The sequence below is a fragment of the Streptomyces sp. NPDC060031 genome (assembly GCF_042736805.1).
Taxonomy (GTDB): domain Bacteria; phylum Actinomycetota; class Actinomycetes; order Streptomycetales; family Streptomycetaceae; genus Streptomyces.
The window spans coordinates 18,668-39,119 of sequence record NZ_JBHWVM010000030.1 but is presented as its reverse complement, the minus strand read 5'-3'; the positions used below and the strand labels follow the sequence as shown (position 1 = coordinate 39,119).

4 protein-coding genes are annotated in these 20,452 nt (G+C 73.1%); 3 read left to right on the top strand and 1 reads right to left on the bottom strand.

Features of this window, described 5'->3' with window-relative positions:
- Window positions 1-145: 145 nt before the first annotated feature.
- Window positions 146-9,676: an amino acid adenylation domain-containing protein gene (locus ACFWB8_RS16080; protein WP_385226413.1), complete on the top strand. Its 9,531-nt coding sequence runs from the start codon at window positions 146-148 to the stop codon at window positions 9,674-9,676.
- A gap of 846 nt (window positions 9,677-10,522) precedes the next feature.
- On the opposite strand, the gene ACFWB8_RS16075 is transcribed toward ACFWB8_RS16080, so the two are convergent.
- Window positions 10,523-11,812 (bottom strand): MFS transporter, encoded by a 1,290-nt coding sequence (locus ACFWB8_RS16075; protein ID WP_385226410.1) that lies wholly within the window; start codon window positions 11,810-11,812, stop codon window positions 10,523-10,525.
- Between the two features lie 187 nt (window positions 11,813-11,999).
- Between ACFWB8_RS16075 and ACFWB8_RS16070 the strand changes: the two genes are divergently transcribed.
- Together ACFWB8_RS16070 and ACFWB8_RS16065 are read left to right on the top strand one after the other, a co-directional pair.
- A complete protein-coding gene (locus ACFWB8_RS16070; RefSeq protein ID WP_385226408.1) occupies window positions 12,000-19,295 on the top strand; it encodes an amino acid adenylation domain-containing protein in 7,296 nt (2,431 codons plus the stop codon).
- 34 nt (window positions 19,296-19,329) lie between these two features.
- Window positions 19,330-20,316 (top strand): TauD/TfdA family dioxygenase, encoded by a 987-nt coding sequence (locus ACFWB8_RS16065; RefSeq protein WP_385226406.1) that lies wholly within the window; start codon window positions 19,330-19,332, stop codon window positions 20,314-20,316.
- Window positions 20,317-20,452: the final 136 nt, after the last annotated feature.

Below are 20,452 nucleotides of genomic sequence, written 5' to 3'. Positions count from 1 at the left end.
GCCGCAGCGCGCCCGGACCAGAGACAGACGCGCAGCAGGACCGGCAACCGACCGCTGCCGGTCCGTCCCTGGCGTCCCGGGGCCCGTGCCCGGCAGGCTGCGCGACGGACGCGGTGTGCGTCATGGGGATCCGTGGAGGTAGCCGGTGGACAGCGACGACAGCTTCGAGGATGCCGACCGTGGGACGGGTGCCGCTCGGATGGCGTCGTTTTCGCAGCAGCGGCTCTGGTTCCTCGACCAGCTACGGCCCGGCTCCCCGGACTACCTGCTGCCGCTGGCGCTGCGGATCCGCGGTTCCCTGGAGACCGCCGCGCTGACCGGCGCCCTGGCCGCCGTCGTGCAGCGGCACGAGGTGCTGCGCACCCGCTGCCTGTCGCTCGGCGGGGAGATCGTGCAGCAGGTCCGCGAGGTCGCGGAACTGGCCTGGGAGCAGCACGATCTGACGGGTTTCGCCCCCGAGGAGCGCGAGCGCCGGGCCGGTGAGCTGGTCGAGCGCGAGCTGCGCCGCCCCATCGACCTCGCGGCCGAGCTGCCGATCCGCCCGCTGCTGGCCCGGCTGGCGGACGAGGACCATCTGCTGCTGGTCGTCGTCCACCACATCGCCTTCGACGGGCTCTCCTGGGACCTGCTCGGTGCCGAACTCTCGGCGGGCTACCGCGAGCGGACCGGCGGCGCGCCCGCCGCGCTCGCGCCGCTGCCGATCCAGTACGCCGACTTCGCCCAGTGGCAGCACGAGCGGCTCTCCGGCCCCCGGCTGGCCGAGCGCCTCGACTACTGGCGCACCCGGCTGGCCGGCATGGCCCCGCTGGAGCTGCCCACCGACCGCCCCCGGCTGCCGGTCTGGGAGGGCGACGGCGGCGTCGTACGGTTCGAGCTGCCCGCAGAACTCGTTGCCCAGGTGGACAAGTTCGCCCGGGGTCACCGGGTGACCAGGTTCATGGTGCTGCTGGCGGTCTTCCAGGCGCTGCTGGCGCGCTACAGCGGGCAGACCGACATCCCCGTCGGCACCCCCGTCTCGGGCCGCTCGCGGACGGAGGCGGAAGGTCTGATCGGTCTGTTCGTCAACTCCGTGGTGCTGCGCGGCGATCTGACCGGCCGGCCCTCGTTCGAGACCCTGCTGGGCCGGGTTCGGCAGAGCACGCTGTCCGCGCTGACCCACGCCGACGCGCCGTTCGAGCTGATCGTGGACGAGCTGGCCCCCGAGCGGGATCTCTCCCGCAATCCGCTCTTCCAGGTGTCATTCTCGCTCAACAACGCGGCGGCCGCGCCGATCGTGCTGCCGGGGCTGGTCGTCGAGCTGGTCAGGACGCCACTGGTCGGTTCGGCGTTCGACCTCGCCCTCGACGTCGACCAGATGCCGGACGGGCGGCTGAACGCCCGGCTCCAGTACGCCACCGCGCTGTTCGACCGGACGACGGTGCAGCGCCTCGCGGACAGCCTCCGGCTGCTGCTGGACACCGTGCTGGCCGCACCGGAGGCGCCGCTCGACCGGATCGAGCTGATCTCGGCCGAGGACCGGTACGCCACGGTGGAGAAGTACAACGACACCGCCGAGCCGATGCCTGCGGGCTGCCTGCACGAGCTGCTCGCCGAGCAGGCCGCCCGCACACCGGAGGCCGTCGCGGTGCGGTGGCCGTCCGGTGAGCTGAATTACCGTGAACTGGACGGCCGGGCCAACCTGTTGGCGCACCGGCTGCGCGAGGCCGGGGTCGGCCCCGAGACGCTGGTCGGCGTCTGCCTGCGGCGCGGCCCCGACCTGGTGGTGGCCCTGCTCGCGGTGCTCAAGGCGGGCGGCGCGTACCTGCCGCTCGTCCCGGAGCATCCCGCGCTGCGCCGCGAGGAGCTGCTCGGCTCGGCTGGCGCCGGTGTGCTGATCACCAGCGCGGATCTCGAACAGGCCGGCTGGGCGGGTGTGGTCGTCCCGGTCGGGACGGGCACCCGGGCCGCGCCGCCCGAGCAGTGGGCGGCGCCGGACAGCCTGGCCTACCTGATCCACACCTCGGGCTCCACCGGGCAGCCCAAGGGCGTCACGGTGACGCACCGCAACCTGGTCAACTACGTGAGCTGGGCGGCCCGGACCTATCTGTCGAAGGGCGCGGGTACCCCGCTCTACTCCTCGGTCGCCTTCGACCTGCCCGTCACCTCGCTCTTCCCGGCGCTGCTCACCGGCGCCACCGTCACCCTCACCGCCGAGGACGGCACCCCTGGCATCGACGCGCTGGTCGCCACCCTGACCGAGGACAGCTTCGACCTGGTGAAGCTCACGCCAACTCATCTCGGCATCCTCGGACGAGAGTTGCCGGCCGTGGCGCTGCGCACCGCCGCCCCCCACCTGGTGGTCGGCGGCGAGCTGCTGACCGGTGCCATGCTCGCGCCGTGGCAGCGGCACGCGCCCGACACGGTGGTCTTCAACGAGTACGGCCCGACCGAGACGACCGTCGGCTGCTCGGTGCTGGTGCGCCGCGCCGCCGACCTCGAACCGGGTGCGCTCCCGATCGGCGCACCGATCGCCAACACCCGGATGTACGTGCTCGACGACAACCTGCGGCCGGTACTGCCGGGCGTGGTGGGCGAGTTGTACATCGGTGGCGCGCAGGTGGCGCGCGGCTACCACCGGCGCGGCGATCTCACCGCCGACCGTTTCGTGCCCGACCCCTTCAGCGCGGTGCCCGGCGACCGGCTCTACCGCAGCGGCGACCTGGTGCGCCACCGCCCGGACGGCGAGCTGGAGTTCGCCGGCCGGAGTGACACCCAGATCAAGATCCACGGGTTCCGGATCGAACCGGCCGAGGTCGAGGCCGCGCTGACCACCCACCCGGCGGTTCGCGAGGCCGCCGTTGTCGCGCACGGCACCGGCACCGAGGCCCGGCTGGTCGGCTATCTGGTACCCGCCGACGGCGCCGCGCCCGAGGTGGACGAGCTCCGCACCCACCTGGGCCGCCTGCTGCCCGAGCACCTGGTGCCCGCCCTGTACGTCTCGCTGCCCGAGATCCCGCTGACCCCGAGCGGCAAGGTCGACCGTCGGGCGCTGCCCGACCCGGCGGCCCACCGGATCGCCGCCGCGACCGAGGACGGCACCGGGCCGCGCACCCCGATGGAGCACACCGTCGCCGAGCTCTGGGCCGAGCTGCTGGGCATCACCGACTTCGGCGTGCACGACGACTTCTTCGCGCTGGGCGGCAACTCGATGATGGCCACCCGGGTGGCCTTCCGGCTCCGCGAGCTGCTGGCCGTCGAGCTGCCGCTGGCGGAGGTGTTCACCGCCCGCACCGTGGCCCGGCTCGCCGATGTGCTGGCCGTCGCCGAGCGTGCCGACCGGGCGGCGATCACCCCGGTCTCCCATGACGACCCGCTGCCGCTCTCCTTCGCCCAGCAGCGGCTCTGGTTCCTGGACCGGCTGGCGCCCGGCGCCACCGACTACCTCGTCCCGTTCGCGCTGCGGCTGCGCGGCCTGCTCGACCGCGAGGCGCTGCTCGGCGCGCTGGACGCGGTCACGGCACGGCACGCCGTGCTGCGCACCCGGTACGTCGAGCACGACGGCGAGCCCTTCCAGATCATCGACCGGGACGCGCGCGTCCCGGTGACGGTGCTGGAGGCACCGGAGGACGGGGAGGCGATGCGGCTGGTCCACGAGGATCTCGCGCGGCCGTTCGACCTGACGGCGCAGATCCCGGCCCGGGCGACGCTGATCCGGATCGCCGAGCAGGACCACATCTTGCTACTGACGCTGCATCACATCACCTCGGACGGCTGGTCGATCGACGTGCTGGCCGACGAGCTGGCCCGGCACTACTCCGGCTGGCCGGTCGAGCCGCTGCCCGTGCAGTACGCGGACTACGCGGTCTGGCAGCGCGCCCTGGCCGGCACGCCCGCCTTCGCCGGGGTGCTCGACCACTGGCGCGAGCGCCTGGCCGGCCTCCCCGAGCTGGAGCTGCCCACCGACCGGCGGCGGCCCCGGGTGCGCGACTGGCGGGGCGATCGGGTCGCGGTGGATGTCCCCGCCGACCTCGGCGGGGCCGTCGACGAGTTGGCCGCGCGCTGGGGCGTCACCGCGAACGTGGTGTTGCTGGCCGTCTTCTACGCCCTGCTCGGCCGCTACACCGGCCAGCGGGACCTGGCGGTCGGCACGGCCGTCTCCGGCCGGACCAGGACCGAGACCGGGCAGCTGATCGGCTTCTTCGCCAACACCCTTGTGCTGCGCGGCGATCTGTCCGGCCGGCCCACCTTCATCGAGCTGCTCGGCCGGGTGCACAGGACGGCGCTGGCCGCCTACGGCCACGGCGACATGCCGTTCGAGCGGATCGTCGAGGAGCTGGCGCCCGAGCGCGACCCGTCCCGCAACCCGCTGTTCCAGGTGATGTTCGAGCTGCGCCCGCCCGCGACCGGTGCGTTCGCCCTGCCGGGCCTGGAGGTCGAACAGTTCGGCATCGGCTGGCCGATCGCCAAGTTCGACCTGATGCTCTCCATCCAGCAGCACTCGGACGGGCACCTGCGCTGCGGCTTCGAGTACGCCACCGCGCTGTTCGACCGCGCCACCATCGAGCGGCTGGGCGCCCACTACCGGCGGCTGCTGGCCGCTGTCATCGCCGATCCGTCGGCGCGGCTGGACGAGTTGGAGATCCTGAACGAGGCCGAGCAGCGCGCCCTGGTCGCCGGCCCGGCCGTCGCCGTCGCCGCTCCCGAGCACTGCCTGCCCGAGCTGATCGCCGAGCAGGCCGCCCGGACGCCGGACGCGACCGCCGTGGTGTTCGGCGCCGAGACCCTGAGCTACGCCGAACTCGACGCCAGGGCAGCCAGGTTGGCCCGGCACCTGTACGAGCTCGGCGTCCGCCCCGAGACCCCGGTGGCCGTCGCCCTACGCCGGGACACCGACCTGGTCACCGCCCTGCTGGCGGTGCACCGGGCGGGCGCGGCGTACGTGCCGATCGACCCCGACCACCCCCGGCACCGCCGCGACCACGTGCTGCGCGACAGCGGTGCGGCGGTGCTGATCAGCCAGGCCTGGATCCGCGACGAACTGCCGGACAGCGCCGCCGCCCTGGTGCTGCTGGACGAGGACCGCGAGGCGATCGCCGGGCGGAGCGCCGGGCCGCTGCCCGCCGTCGACCCGGCCTCCGCCGCGTACATCGTCTACACCTCGGGCTCCACCGGCCGGCCCAAGGGTGTGGTGGTCAGTCACGAGGCGATCCGCAACCGGGTGCTGTGGACCGTCCGCGAGCACGGCCTCGGCCCGGCCGACCGGGTGCTGCAGAAGACCACCGTCGGCTTCGACGCCGCGATGTGGGAGTTCCTGGCCCCGCTGGTCTCCGGCGGGACGGTCGTGGTGGCCGCTGACGGCGTGCCGCGCGACCCGGCGGCGATGGTCCGAGCGGTGGCCGAGCACCGGGTGACGGTGCTCCAGCTCGTCCCGTCCGTCCTGCGGGTACTCGTCCAGGAACCCGGGCTGGCCGAGTGCACCGCGCTCCGGCTGGTGTTCAGCGCGGGCGAACCGCTGCCCGCCGAACTGTGCGACCGGCTGCTCGGGCTGCTGCCCGTCACCCTGACCAACACCTACGGCCCCACCGAGTGCGCGATCGACGTGACCTCCTGGCAGTACACCGGGGAGGAACCCGGCGAGATCGTCGCGATCGGCCGGCCGATCGACCGCACCAGGGCCCTGGTCCTCGACACCGACGGCCGGCTCGCCCCGGTCGGCGTCCCCGGTGAACTCTGCGTCGCCGGCGTCGGGCTGGCCCGGGGCTATGCCGGGCGCGGTGACCTGACCGCCGAGCGGTTCGTCCCCAACCCCCACCCGGAGACCCCGGGAGAGCGGCTCTACCGCACCGGTGACCGGGTCCGCCGGCGTGCGGACGGCTGCCTGGAGTACCTCGGCCGGCTCGACCGCCAGGTCAAGCTGCGCGGGGTCCGGATCGAACCCAGCGAGATCGAGGCCGTCCTCTGTGAGCACCCCGGGGTCGCCGCGGCGGCCGTCGGGGTCTACGGCGAGCAGCGGCTCGTCGCCCACGTGGTGCCCGTGCCCGGCGCCGACCCCGGGCCGGCCCGGCTGCGGGCCCACCTGGCCGAGCGGCTGCCCGAGTACATGATCCCGTCGGTGCTGCGCACCCTCGCCGCCCTGCCGCTGACCGCCAGCGGCAAGGTCGACCGGGAGGCGCTGCCAGGGCTGGAGGGACGGACCGAGGAGCACGTGCCGCCGCGCGGCCCGGTGGAGACCACGGTGGCCGCCGTCTTCGCCGACGTGCTGACGCTGGACCGGGTCGGCGCGCTGGACGACTTCTTCGACCTCGGCGGGCACTCGCTGCTGGCCACCCGGCTGGTGTTCCGGCTGCGCGCGGCCTTCGGGGCCGACGTGCCGGTCGCCGAGGTGTTCACCCGGCGGACGGTCGCCGGGCTGGCGGAGCTGCTGGCCATCCCGGAGGCGCTGGCGGCCGACACCGCCGGCCCGATCACCCCGGTGCCCCGCACCGAGGCGGTGCCGCCCTCCTCGGCGCAGCGCCGGATGTGGTTCCTGGACCAGCTCGAACCCGGCAGCGCGGAGTACCTGGTGCCGATGGCCCTGCGCCTGCGCGGGCCGCTGGACACCGAGGCGCTCGCCCTTGCGCTGGACGAACTGATGGCCCGCCACGAAGTGCTGCGGACGCGGTACATCGCGCCCGACGGCTCGCCCGTCCAGGTCATCGACCCGCCCGCCCCGCTCGACACCACGCCGGTTGACTTCTCCCGACTGCCGTACCCGGTGGCGGTCGAGCAGGCCGAGGCGCTGCTCCGGGAGGAGACCGGGCGGCCGTTCCGGCTCGACCGGGAGGCGCCGCTGCGGGTGCTGCTGGTGCGGGTCGGCGCGGAGGAGTACCTGCTCGCGCTGACGGCCCATCACATCGCTGTCGACGGCTGGTCGGCCGACGTGCTCACCCGGGATCTCGGGCTGCTCTACCGCGCCTACCGCGCCGGTACGGAGGTGCCGCCTCGCCCGCCCGTGCAGTACGCCGACTTCGCTGCCTGGCAAGCGCGTTGGGCGGAGAGTCCCAGCCCGGAGCGGCACCTGGCGCACTGGCGCGAGCGGCTGGCCGGGCTGACCCCGGTGGAGCTGCCGACCGACCGCCCGCGCCCGGCCGTCCGCGACGCGCGCGGCGAGCTGCTGGCGATGGCGGTGCCCGCCGATCTCACCGAGGCCGTCGACGCGCTGGCCCGCCGGCTCTCGGTGACCCCGTTCGTCGTCCTGCTGGCCGCCTTCCACCTGCTGCTCGCCCGGTACACCGGCCAGAGCGACGTCTCGGTCGGCACGCCGGTCGCCGGGCGCACCCGCCCCGAAGTCGAGGAGCTGGTCGGGAACTTCATCAACACCGTCGTGCTCCGGGCCGATCTCGGCGGCGACCCGAGCTTCGCCGAGCTGATCGACCAGGTCCGCCAGGACGTGATCGCGGCCTACAGCCACCAGGACCTGCCCTTCGAGCGGCTGGTCGACGACCTGCAGCCGGAGCGGGATCTCTCCCGCAACCCGCTGTTCCAGGTGATGTTCGACCTCCAGCACGCGCAGCGCACCCCGCTCAGCCTCGACGGCATCGTGGTGGAGCGGGTCGCGGCGCCCTGGCAGACCGCCAAGTTCGACCTCACCCTCTCCCTCGGGCGGCGGGCCGACGGCAGCCTGAACGGCCTCTTCGAGTACGCGACGGCGCTGTTCGACCGAGCCACCGTGGAGCGGATGGCCGGGCACTACCTGAGCCTGCTGCGCGGAGTCACCGAGTACCCCGAGGCGCCGCTGAGCCGCCCGTCGATGCTCACCGGCCCCGAACGGCGGCGGCTGGTCCACGATGGGAACGGCCACGCCCCTGCCACCGCCGAGACCGTCTGCGTACCGGAGCTGTTCGAGCGGCGCGCCGTCGAGCAGCCGGACGCCGAGGCGGTCGCCTTCGGCGCCGAGACCCTCGGCTACGCCGAACTGAACGAGCGCGCCAACCGGCTCGCCCGCCACCTCCGGTCGCTCGGCGTCGGCGGCGAGAGCCTGGTCGCGGTCTGCATGGAGCGCGGCCCGGATGTGGTGGTGGCCCTGCTCGCGGTGCTCAAGGCCGGCGGCGCGTACCTGCCGGTCGACCCCGAACACCCGGCGGAGCGACTGGAGTTCATGCTCCGCGACGCCGGGGTCGCCGTGATCGTCACCACCGACCGGTTCGCCGGCCGGCTGGCGGGTGTCGGCTGCCCGCAGGTGCGTACCGACGGTGACGCGGGCCTGATCGCCACCCACCCGGCCACCGACCTCGCGCACCGGGCCGAGCCCGGCGACCTCGCCTACATGATCTACACCTCCGGCTCCACCGGGCAGCCCAAGGGCGTGCTGATCGAGCACGGCTCCTACGCCCACCACTGCCGGGTGATCGCCGAGGCCTACGACATCCGGGCCGACGACCGGGTGGTGCTGCTCTCCGCGCTCACCTTCGACGTGGCCATGGACCAGATCGCCGCGACCCTGCTCGCGGGCGCCACCGTGGTGGTGGCCGACCCGCTCTTCTGGAGCCCCGCCGAGCTGCCCGACCGGGTCGCCGAGCACCGGATCACCATCATGGAGATCACCCCGGCGTACTACCGGGAGGTGCTGGCCGGGCTCACCCCGGACGACCCCCGGATGCGGGGCCTGCGGCTGATGAACGTCGGCAGCGACGTCGTCACCGTCGACGACGCGCGCGGCTGGGCGGCCACCGGACTGCCGGGCCGGTTCCTCTGCAACTACGGCCCGACCGAGGCCACCGTCACCTGCGTGCTGCACCCCGTCCCGGCCGATCCGCCGGGCCGCGGCGAGGCGGCGATGCCGATCGGCCGGCCCGTTCCCGGCACCCGGGCGTTCATCCTGGACGCGCACGGCGAGCCGGTCCCCGTCGGCGTACCCGGCGAACTGCACCTCGGTGGGCTGCGGTTGGCCCGCGGCTACCACCGCCGGGCAGCACTCACGGCGGAGAAGTTCATCCCGGACGCGTTCGGCGCCGAGCCCGGCGCCCGGCTCTACCGCACCGGCGACCTGGTCAGGTACCTGGCCGACGGCACGATCGAGTTCCTCGGCCGGATCGACCAGCAGGTGAAGCTGCGCGGCTTCCGGATCGAACTCGGCGAGATCGAGGCCGTGTTGGCCCAGCATCCCGCCCTGCGGGCGGTCGCCGTGGTCGCCAGAGACCTCCGTCCGAGGGACCGCCGGCTGGTCGCCTACCTCGTCCCGGAGGGCGACACCGCACCCGAGATCACCGAGCTGCGGCGGTACGCGGGCGAGCGGCTGCCCGAGTACATGATCCCGTCGGTCTGGACGACACTGGCCGAACTCCCGCTCACCTCGAGCAAGAAGGTCGACCGCAAGGCCCTGCCGGCCCCCGCGCCGGACCGCCCCGAGTTCGAGCACCCGTACGTGGCGCCCCGCGACCCCGCCGAGGAGATCGTCGCCGGGGTCTGGACGGAGATGCTTGGCATCGACCGGATCGGCGTCCACGACGACGTCTTCGTGCTCGGCGCCCACTCCCTGCTCGCCACCCGGGTACTGGCCCGGCTGAGCGCGGTGTTCGGGGTGACCATCCCCCTGCGGCGGCTCTTCGAGGCGACCACGGTGGCCACCCTCACCGAAGTGGTGACGGACGCCGTCGAGGCCCAGATCGCCGAACTCTCCGACGAGGAGGTGGAGGCCCTGCTCTCCCAGCAGGGCTAGGATCCGCCACTGGGCAACCGGGCAACCACCATCAGGGGCGCGAGGAACTGCGCGAAGCCGGAAGGCACAGGCCCGCAGCCTCCCGCTTCGCGTAGCCCGCCGCTTCGACGAGCTCAGAGCCAGCCGTGTTGGGCGGCTTTGAGTCCCGCTTCGAAGCGGCCGCCGGCGTTGAGGCGTTCCATGAGCGCGGCCATCTGCCGGCGGGATGGTACGCAGGAGAACGCCCAGCCTCTTGGCCACCGTTTCGTCGGTCAGACCGGCGGCAAGGATCATCAGCAGTTGCTTCTCGGTTGTGTCCAGTCCGGTCCGGGTGTCGCGCCCGGCGGCGGTGCCGAGGGGAACGTCCGCCTCCCAGGCCTGCTCGAACATGGCGACCAAGGTGGCGATGACGGCCGGCTCGCGGGTGCACAGAGCGCCCAGGCGGGTGTTGGCGGGGTCGGTCGGTACCACGGCGACCTGTCGGTCGAAGATCGGCAAACGCGGCGGCAGGACGGGCGCGGTGCGTACCTCTGCGCCCCGTTCGGTCATCCACTGGGCGTAGGCGAAGGTGGCGGCGTCGTTGGCACACTGTCCTGGTTGAGCGTCAGGAGATGGATGCCACGCCCCATCGCGTCCTCGTCGAGAGGTTGGGACGCCTGCAGGTCGGCCACGGGCCAGGGCTCGCACTACTTCGAGTAGTAGGCCGCCACCAGCAACTCCGGCCCGAACCACATCACGTGGTTCGGGCCGGATCCATTCGGTGCGGCCGCCCGCGATGGACTCCAGGTGAGCAACAGTCGCGCCATGGTGTGCTGCCGGCGTCGACCGCGTTCGCACCGTCGGTACGGTGAAGCGTCGCCGACGGGTTCAGCCGGCGGTGGCCGGCTGAGGTTCGAGGGGGGTGGCCTCGGTGAGGCTCGGGGCGGCGCGGACGGCGGGGCTGACGGTGGAGACGACGGCGAGCAGGGCCATCCAGCCGGCCAGCAGCCACACCGTGGTGTCGGCCCCGTAGCGGCTCAGCAGCAGACCGCCGATTAGCGAGCCGAGCGGGACGGCGCCGAACGCGACCACGCCCGCCGCACCGAGCACCCGGCCCCGGATCCGGTCGGGGGTCACGGCGAGCTGGTAGGCGGAGATCACCACGTTCCAGACCGGGCCGACGAAGCACATCAGCGCGTACACCGCGCCGATCAGGTACGGGTTCCGCACGACCAGCAGTAGCGGAACGAGCAGCGCCCAGGCCCAGTTGGCTCCGATCACCACCACCTTCATCGACAGCCGGCGCTCCAGCGCGGGGGCGACCAGCGAGCCGACCACACCGCCGACGGCGGCGACGCCGAACATCACGCCGATCGCGGCGGACGACCCGCCGTGTTGCCGGGCGCTCACGATGACGGTCAGGAACAGGGCCTGGAAGAGCAGGTTGCTGCCCGCGATCAGGAAGGTGGTGGTCCGCAGGAAGGGCTGCCGCCAGAGCCAGCGCACGCCCTCGCCGATCTCGGCGCCCAGCTGCCCCAGCTGGCCCAGGTGCCCCAACTGCCCTGACCGTCCGGGCTGCGCCGGGCGCTCGACCTGGAAGTCCTTCCGGATCATCAGCAGTGCGCCCAGCGACACCAGGTAGCTGAACGCGTCGAAGAGGAACGGTACGGCCCGGCCGAGCCCGAACAGGACTCCACCGAGCGGCTGGCCGAGCATGGCGGCGCCCCGCGCCCGGGCCTCGTTGCGCGAGAGCGCCAGCGCGAGTTGGGAGGGGTGCACCACATTGGGTACCGCCGCCGAGGCGGCGATCCGGAAGCAGACGGTGAGGGTGCCCTCGACGAAGCCCGCCACCAGCACGTGGGCCAGATACAGGTGTCCGGCGAGCAGGGCGGCCGCGACGCTGCCGACGGTGAGGCCGCGCAGCGCGTCGCACCAGATCATCGCCCGCTTGCGGTTCCACCGGTCGACCAGTGCCCCGGCCGGCAGCTGGAACAGCAACTGCGGGAGCAGCGCGACGAAGCCGGTGAAGCCCGCGTCGGCGGGCGAGCCGGTCAGGGCCAGCACCAGCAGTGCGTAGGCGACGGTGGAGACGTTCGAGCCGAGGCTCGACACCGCGGAACCCTGCCAGAGCAGCAGGAAGTCCCGATTGCGCAGCAACGGCGGCACCTTGTCGGTCATGCGTCGATGCTGCTCGGACCGGTCGGTGGGCCACAGAGAAGGACGGGCACACACACACGCAGTCTTGCCTGCCTGAACGAGCGCCGCGCTGACCCTGCTACCGCCTGCCGTCCGGTGTGCAGCCTGGGTTCGGTCAGTGTCGCCCGGGTCCGGGGTCGATCCACGGCAGGTATCAGGAAGGCGAAGGATGAGCACGAGCTCGATCTCCCGCGCGGAGTTGTTGAAGCGGCGCCTGCGGGGCCTGGCGAAGGCGGCGCAGGACGACGGGATCACTCCGGTGGCCCGGGGCGAGGCGCTGCCGCTGTCGTTCGCGCAGCGCCGGCTCTGGCTGCTGGATCAGATCCAGCCCGGCAGCACCGAGTTCCTGATGCCCCTGCGGCTACGGCTGCGCGGCGAGTTGGACGGGTCGGCGCTGCGGCGCGCGCTGGACGAGGTCGTCGCCAGGCACGAGGTGCTGCGCACCCGGTACGCGACCCGGGACGGCGAGCCCGTCCAGGTGATTGACGAGCCGGGCCCGTCCACGTTCACCCTTCTCGACCTGCGCGGCACCGGCCGGGAGGCGGCCGAGCACCGGCTGGCCGAGCTGGAGAACGAGGCCGGTGCGCGCCCGTTCGACCTGGCGGCCGAGCAGCCGCTCCGGGCGCTGCTGGTGCGGCTGGCCGACGACGATCAGGTGTTGTTGCTGACGATTCATCACATTGCCTCCGACGGCTGGTCGGAGACCATCCTGCTCACCGAACTCGACCAGCTCTACCAGGCGTTCACGGCCGGTCTGCCCTCCCCGCTGGCCCCGCCGCCGGTGCAGTACGCGGACTTCGCCGTCTGGCAGCGCCAGCGCCTCTCCGGCGCCCGCCTCGCCGAGCAGCTCGAACACTGGCGCCGCGCGCTGGCCGGTCTGGAGCCGCTGGAGCTGCCCACCGACCGCCCGCGCGGGCCCGTCCGCTCGACCGACGGTGCCAGTGTCGCCTTCACCGTACCGGCCGAGTCGGCCGAGCTCCTGGTCCAGCTGGGCCGGCGGCACGGGGCGACCCCGTTCATGGTCTTCCTGGCCGCCTACCAGCTGCTGCTCGGCCGCTACAGCGGGCAGCACGACGTGGTTGTCGGCAGTCCGCTGGCCGGCCGGGACGAGGTGGCCACACACGGGATGATCGGCCTGTTCGTGAACATGGTGGTGCTGCGCACCGACCTCTCCGGCGAGCCGTCCTTCGTGGATCTGCTGGCCCGGGTGCGGGCGACCGCGCTCGACGCCTACGAGCACCAGGAGACCCCGTTCGAGCAGCTGGTCGACGAGTTGGCGCCCGTGCGCGACGCGTCCCGCACCCCGATCTTCCAGGCGGTCTTCCAGCTGGAGACCAGGGATCCCGCCGCCCGGGCCGGCCTGGCCGCCGAGCCCGAGCCGGTCGGCTGGAGCGTGGCCAAGTACGACCTGGGGCTGACCCTGGGCACCCGCCCGGACGGTTCGCTGTCGGGCCGGCTCGACTACGCCACCGCGCTGTTCGACGCGGAGACCGCGCAGCGGCTGGTCGGCCACTATCTGCGCCTCCTGGCGAGCATCGCCGCCGACCCGGACGCCCGGGTGAGCGGGCTGGAGCTGCTGACCGGCGCCGAGCGCGAGCGGATGACGGCCCGGCACGGCGCCGCCCGCGACTACCCGACCGCGCCGTCGCTGCCCGAGGCGTTCCAGGCCTGGGCCGAGCGCACCCCGGACGCGACAGCGGCGAGCTACGACGGCGCGGCGCTGACCTACGCCGAGCTCAACGCCAGAGCCAACCGGCTGGCGCACCAGCTGCGTTCGATCGGCGTGGCACCGGATTCACTGGTCGGTGTCCGGCTCGACCGCGGCCTCGACCTGGTGGTGGCCCTGCTCGGGGTGCTCAAGTCCGGCGCCGGGTACCTCCCGCTCGACCCCGGCCAGCCGGCCGACCGGCTGGCCTACATCCTCGACGACGCCGCAGTGACGGTGGTGGTCTCCCGGGACGAGGTGCCGGGTGACGGTGTCACCACCGTGGCACCGGAGGCGGATCCGGCCGACTGGCCGGACACCGACCCGGCGCCCGTGGCCGGCCCGGACCACACCGCCTACGTCATCTACACCTCGGGCTCCACCGGCCGCCCCAAGGGCGTGCCCGTGACCCACCGCAACGTGCTGCGCCTGCTGGCCTCCTGCGCGGCCGACTTCGACTTCGGACCCGACGACGTGTGGACGCTGTTCCACTCCTACGCCTTCGACTTCTCGGTCTGGGAGCTGTGGGGCGCCCTGCTGCACGGCGGCAGGGTCGTGGTCGTGCCGTTCGCCACCTCGCGCTCCCCGCAGGACTTCCTCGGCCTGCTCGTCGCCGAGCGGGTCACCGTGCTCAACCAGACCCCGTCGGCCTTCCGGGGCCTGATCGAGGCCGTCAACGCCGCCGATCTGGCACCGGACGCGCTCTCGCTGCGGAAGGTGGTGTTCGGCGGCGAGGCCCTGGACGTGGCCGAGCTGGCGCCCTGGTTCGACCGGTTCGGCGACACCACCCCGGCGCTGGTCAACATGTACGGGATCACGGAGACCACCGTCCATGTGACATACCATCAGGTCGTTGCGGCCGAAACCACGGGCGCCCGCCGCAGCCCGATCGGCCGGCCGCTCGGCGACCTGCGGGTGTACGTGCTGGACGAGGAGCTCAACCCGGTGCCGGTCGGCGTGCCCGGCCAACTCCACGTCTCCGGACCGGGGCTGGCGCGCGGCTACCTGGGCCGGGCCGCGCTGACCGCCGACCGGTTCGGCCCGGACCCGTACGCGACGGTGCCGGGCGCGCGGATGTACCGCACCGGCGACCTGGCCCGCTACGGCGTGGACGGTGGCCTGGAGTTCCTCGGCCGGGCCGACGACCAGATCAAGATCCGCGGCTACCGGATCGAGCCCGGCGAGATCGAGGCGGCCGTCACCGGCCACCCCGGGGTGGAGAAGAGCGTGGTGCTCGCCCATCGCCGTCCGGGGGAGCGCGAGTCGCGGCTGGTCGCCTACTACACCACCACGGCAGGCAGGCCGGCCGGTGTGGCGGAGCTGCGCGACCACCTCGGCCGGGTGCTGCCCGCCTACATGGTGCCCGCGGTCTTCGTCCCGCTGGACGTGCTCCCGGTGACCGCCAACGGGAAGACCGACCGCCGGGCGCTGCCCGATCCGGACGCCCACCGGGCGCTCGCGGAAGAGGAGCACATCGCCCCGAGGACGCCCGTCGAGAAGGTGATGGCGGAGAGCTGGGCCGAGGTGCTCGGCCTGCCCCGGGTGAGTGTGCGGGACAACTTCTTCGCCCTCGGTGGGGATTCGATCCGGGCCATCCGGGTGGTGGGCGCGCTGCGCCCGCGCGGGATCGAACTGACCGTGCAGAACCTGCTGGTGCACCAGACCGTCGAGACCCTGGCCCGGTACGCCGAGTCGGCCGGGCCGGCCACCGAGGTCAGCCCCGAGGAGCGGCGGGTCGCCCCGTTCGCGCTGCTCTCGCCGGAGGATCGGGCGAAGCTGCCCACCGGTCTGGCCGACGCCTACCCGATGTCCATGGTGCAGGCCGCCATGGTCTACCAGATGGTCTCGGACCGGGACGAGAGCCCGTACCACAACATCACCCTCTTCCCCTTCACCGACGACGCCCCGTTCTCGCTCCCCGCGATGCGTGCGGCGGCGGCGCTGCTGGCCCGGCGGCACGAGATCCTGCGTACCTCCTTCGATCTCTCCGGCTATCAGGAGCCGCTCCAACTCGTGCACACCACCGGCGCAGTGGAGGTCGGCTTCGACGACCTGCGCCCGCTCGGCCAGGCCGGGGCGGCGGAGGCCGTCGAGCGGTTCACCGAGGAGACCCGGAGGGCCCCGTTCGACATCACCCGGGCCCCGATGCTCCGCTTCCACGTGCACCTGACCGCCGACGACCGTTGGACCTTCTCGTTCATCGAGTGCCACGCCATCCTCGACGGCTGGAGCCACCACTCGCTGATCACCGAGGTGATGGCGGACTACCGGGCGATCCGGGACGGCCGTGAACCCGCCCCCACCCCCACCCACACCGTCCGCTTTGCCGACCACATCGCGTTGGAGCTGGACTCGCTGGCCTCCGAGGCGGACCGCGCCTTCTGGCGGGACCGGACCGGCCGGTTCGACCGGGTCGAGCTGCCGGAGAGCTGGGCCGCCGCACCGGGCTCGGGCGAGCTGCCGTACCTGATCACCGTCCCGTTCCGGGACTTGGAGCCCGGGCTGCGCCGGCTGGCCGCCGCCGCCGGGGCCCCGCTCAAGAGCGTGCTGCTCGCCGCCCACCTGAAGGCGCTCAGCGTGATCAGCGGCTCGCACCGGTTCCACACCGGTCTGGTCTGCAACGGGCGACTGGAGACCAGGGGCGGCGAGTCGGTGCGCGGCATGCACCTGAACACCCTGCCGCTCGGCGTCGAACTGACCGGCGCGACCTGGGCTGAACTGGTCGCCCAGGTCTTCGCCGAGGAGGTCGCGGCCTGGCCGCACCGACGGTTCCCGCTGCCGGAGATGCAGCGCGAGTGGGGCGCCGGCACACCGCTGGTCGAAGTCGCCTTCACCTACCTCGACTTCCACGTCCTGGACCGCAGCAGGATCGAGTCGGCGAACGTGGTCGACGTCAGCCCCAACGAGTTCGGGCTTGACGTCTGGACCTTCCCCGGCGTGCTGTACGTCTCCGGACAGCCCGCCCGGATCAGCCGCGCCAACGGGCAGCGGCTGGCCGGGATGTACCGCCGGATCCTGGCGGCGATGGCCGCCGACCCGGTCGGCGACGCCAGCGGCACCGCCCTCGACGAGACCGAGGCGCAGCGGCTGCTCTCCTTCGCAGCTGGGCCCGACGCGGGCTACCCGTACGAATGCCTGCACGAGCTGTTCGAGCGTCAGGTCGGCCGCACCCCGGACGCCGTCGCCCTGCGCTGCGCCGACGGCAGCACCGTCAGCTACACCGAACTCAACGCCCGGGCCAACCGGTTGGCCCGCCACCTGCGCTCACTCGGCCTCGACCGGGAGAGCCGGGTCGGCGTCCTGCTGCGCCGGGGGCCCGAGCTGGTGGTCGCGCTGCTCGGCGTGCTCAAGGCGGGCGCCGCCTACCTGCCGCTCGACCCCGGCCACCCCGCGCCCCGGCTGGCCGCCCTGCTGGCCGAGACCCGGGCCGCCCTGGTGCTCTCCCAGAACGAGTTGGCCGAGCTGCTGGCCGACGGCCCGGCCCGGGTGCTGCTGCTGGACGGGGAAGTGCCGCTCGGCGACCGCTCGCCGGAGAACCTCGGCCGGACGGCCGAACCGGACGGCCTCGCCTACATCGTCTACACCTCCGGCTCCACCGGCACGCCGAAGGGCGTGATGATCGAGCACCGCAACCTGGTCAACTACGTCTCCTGGTGCCTGGGCGGCTACACCCCGCTCGGCGGCACCGGCGCGCCACTGTACTCCTCGATGGCCTTCGACCTGCCCGTCACCTCGCTCTTCCCCGCGCTGCTCTCCGGGCAGCCCGTGACCATCACCAAGGACGACGGCACACCCGGGATCGACGCACTGGTCGCCGAGTTGGAGCGAGGTGGCTTCGGTCTGCTCAAGCTGACCCCGTCACACCTGGCCCTGCTCAATCAGTCCCTGTCGCCCGAGGCGGTCCGCCACGCGGCCGGCCGCCTGATCGCCGGCGGCGAGGAGCTGACCAGGGAGATGGTCTCCAGCTGGGCGGAGCACGCACCGGACACCGTGGTCGACAACGAGTACGGACCGACCGAGACCACCGTCGGCTGCTCGCACCTGGAGGCTACGGCCGCCGAACTCGAAGCGGGTGTGCTGCCGATCGGGCGGCCCTTCGCAAACACCACGATGCGGGTGCTGGACCGGAATCTCGAACTCGTCCCCGTCGGGGTGGCGGGCGAGCTCTACATCGGCGGGGCGCAACTGGCCCGGGGTTACGTCGAACGCCCAGAGCTGACCGCCGAGCGCTTCGTGCCCGATCCCTACGCGGCGGAGCCGGGCCAACGCCTCTACCGGAGCGGTGACTTGGCCAAGTACCGGGAGGACGGCGTGCTGGAGTTCGCCGGCCGGGTGGACCACCAGGTGAAGATCCGGGGGTACCGGATCGAGCTGGGCGAGATCGAGGCCGCGCTGCGCGGCCACGCCGACCTCCGCGACGTCGCCGTCCGGGTGCACACCACGCCGGGCGGCGAAAAGGAGCTGGTCGCCTACCTGGTGCCGGCCGAGGGCGCCGAGATCGACACCGCCGGGCTGCCCGCCCAACTGGCCCGGACCCTGCCGCCCTACCTGGTGCCGTCCGGCTACCTGATGCTCGACGACCTGCCAATGACCGCGAGCGGCAAGGTGGACGCCGCCGCGCTGCCGGAGTTCGCGGGCCCGGCCTCGACGCGCAGCTACCGGGCGCCGCGAACGGCGGTGGAGAACGTGCTGGCCAGGGCCTGGGCCAAGACCCTGGGCCTGCCCAGGGTCGGGATCGACGACAGCTTCGCTGAGCTCGGCGGCCACTCGCTCGCCGTGATGCGGGTGATCGTCAAACTCCGCACCGAGCACGGCATCCGGCTCTCCTTCCAGGACTTCTACCGGCACCGGACGGTGGCCGAACTGGCCCGGGTGGTGGCCGATTCCGAGACCGGGGAGCCAGGCACGGGGGCCGGCGGGGCGGAGACCGCGGACGCGATCGTCTGGCTCCGCCGGGAAGGGACGAGGCCGCCGCTGTTCTGCGTCCACCCCGGCAGCGCGCACTGGTTCGCCCAACTCGCCGAACACCTCGACGAGGACCAGCCGGTGGGCGTTTTCGAGTGGCCCGGGCTGACCCGCCCATGCCTCGCCCCCGAGAGCATCGAGCAGATCGCCGAACTCAACCTCGCCGAGCTGCGCCGGGCCGCACCGACCGGCCCGTACCGGCTGCTCGGCTGGTGCGGCGGCAGCCAGATCACCACCGAGATGGCCCGGCGGCTGTACGAGGCCGGCGAGGACGTCACCTTCCTCCTGCTGGACCCGGCGCTGGACACCTACGAGCGCGAGAACATGCAGGAGTTCATGGACACCTTCCTGCGGGCCGAGGCCCTGCTGGCCCGGCTCGCCGTGGCCGGCGAGGACGAGGTCGACGAGATCCAGCGGCAGGCGCACGCCGTCCTCAACGTGATCGTCGACGACGGCGAGGTCGATCCGCCGGTGCCCGGAGACGAGTTCTGGCCCACCCGCGTGCGGGTCTGGCGGGAGTTGCTGCAGACCCGGCTGAACTACCGGCACCGGGCCTACCCGGGGAAGCTGCACCTGCTCGCGGGTGACGAGCTGGCCGCCGGCCAGCACGAGGTCGCGATCGGCGTCAGCTTCGCCGACTTCACCAGCCGGTGGGCCGAACTGGCCCACGGCGGGCTGGAGGTGTACCGGGTGTCCGGCAACCACCTCGGGGTCCTGCGCGCGCCGCACGTCGGCGAGGTGGCCGAGGTGCTCACCCGCCTGATGGACACCGGGAAGCAACAGACGCAGAGATGACCGACCGTCAAGAAGTTCAGAAGGAAGTGCACTGATGTCGATGGGCCTTGAGGTCGGCACCCATGCCGACGGGATGACCCTGAACAGAGCCGACGCGCTGGCGGTCGAAGAGGTGGCGGGAGCGCTGCTGTCGACGGCCGACAGCCGGATCGACGACGTGGCGTGGCTGCGGGAGGCCGGGCGGCGCTGGCACGACCTGCCGGTCTCGCTGCGGAAGTCGCTGGCGGCCTTCCGGCGCGACTCCGGCCCCGCCGGGGCGTTCGTGATCCGGGGGCTGCCGGTGGACCCGGCACGCGTCCCCGGGACGCCGATGGTGAGCGGTTCGGTGCAGCGGGAGGCGACCGTCGCCGCGGCCGCGCTGATGCTCGTCACCAACGCGCTGGGCGATCCGATCTCCTTCCGGCCGGAGAAGTCCGGCGCGATGGTGCACGACGTCATCCCGGTGCCCGGCAACGAGGAGTTCCAGGGCAACGAGGGATCGGTGCTGCTGACCTTCCACAACGAGAACGTCTTCCACCCGCACCGCCCGGACTACGTCCTGCTGCTCTGCCTGCGGGCCGACCACGACCGGGTGGCCGGGCTGCGGACGGCCTCCATTCGACAGGTGGCCCGGCTGCTGAGCGACGAGAGCCGCGAGGTGCTGTTCCGGCCGGAGTTCGTCAGCGCCCCACCGCCCTCGTTCGGCCTGCCACCGGGGGAGTCGGAGCCGCACGCGGTGCTGAGCGGCGCACCGGAGGACCCGGACGTCCAGGTGGACTTCGCGGCCACCGACCCGCTGACCCGGCGGGCCGACGCCGCGATGCGGGAGCTGCAGGCGCTGTTCGCCGAGCACGCGCTGACCCACTACCTGACCCCCGGTGACCTCGCGATCGTGGACAACCGGGTGACGGTGCACGGGCGGACGGGGTTCACCCCGCACTACGACGGCCGGGACCGCTGGCTGCAGCGCACCTTCGCCGTCCAGAACCTGCGCCGGTCACGCGTCCACCGGGCGGACGACGGGCACGTACTGGTCGGCTGAGCACCGGCCCGACCGGGCGGTACGAGCACCGCGGTGGCGGGGCACCCCTGGGGGGGAGTGCCCCGCCACCGCGGCGTTTCCGGAGGCGTACAGGCTTCCGGAGTCGTTCAGGTTTCCGGAGGCGTACAGGGCAGAA

What these genes read in the sequence shown, in the direction of transcription:
- ACFWB8_RS16075 (WP_385226410.1), bottom strand. Translation starts at nt 11,812, where the DNA reads ATGACCGACAAGGTGCCGCCGTTGCTGCGCAATCGGGACTTCCTGCTG.
- ACFWB8_RS16070 (WP_385226408.1), top strand. Translation starts at nt 12,000, where the DNA reads ATGAGCACGAGCTCGATCTCCCGCGCGGAGTTGTTGAAGCGGCGCCTG.
- ACFWB8_RS16065 (WP_385226406.1), top strand. Translation starts at nt 19,330, where the DNA reads ATGTCGATGGGCCTTGAGGTCGGCACCCATGCCGACGGGATGACCCTG.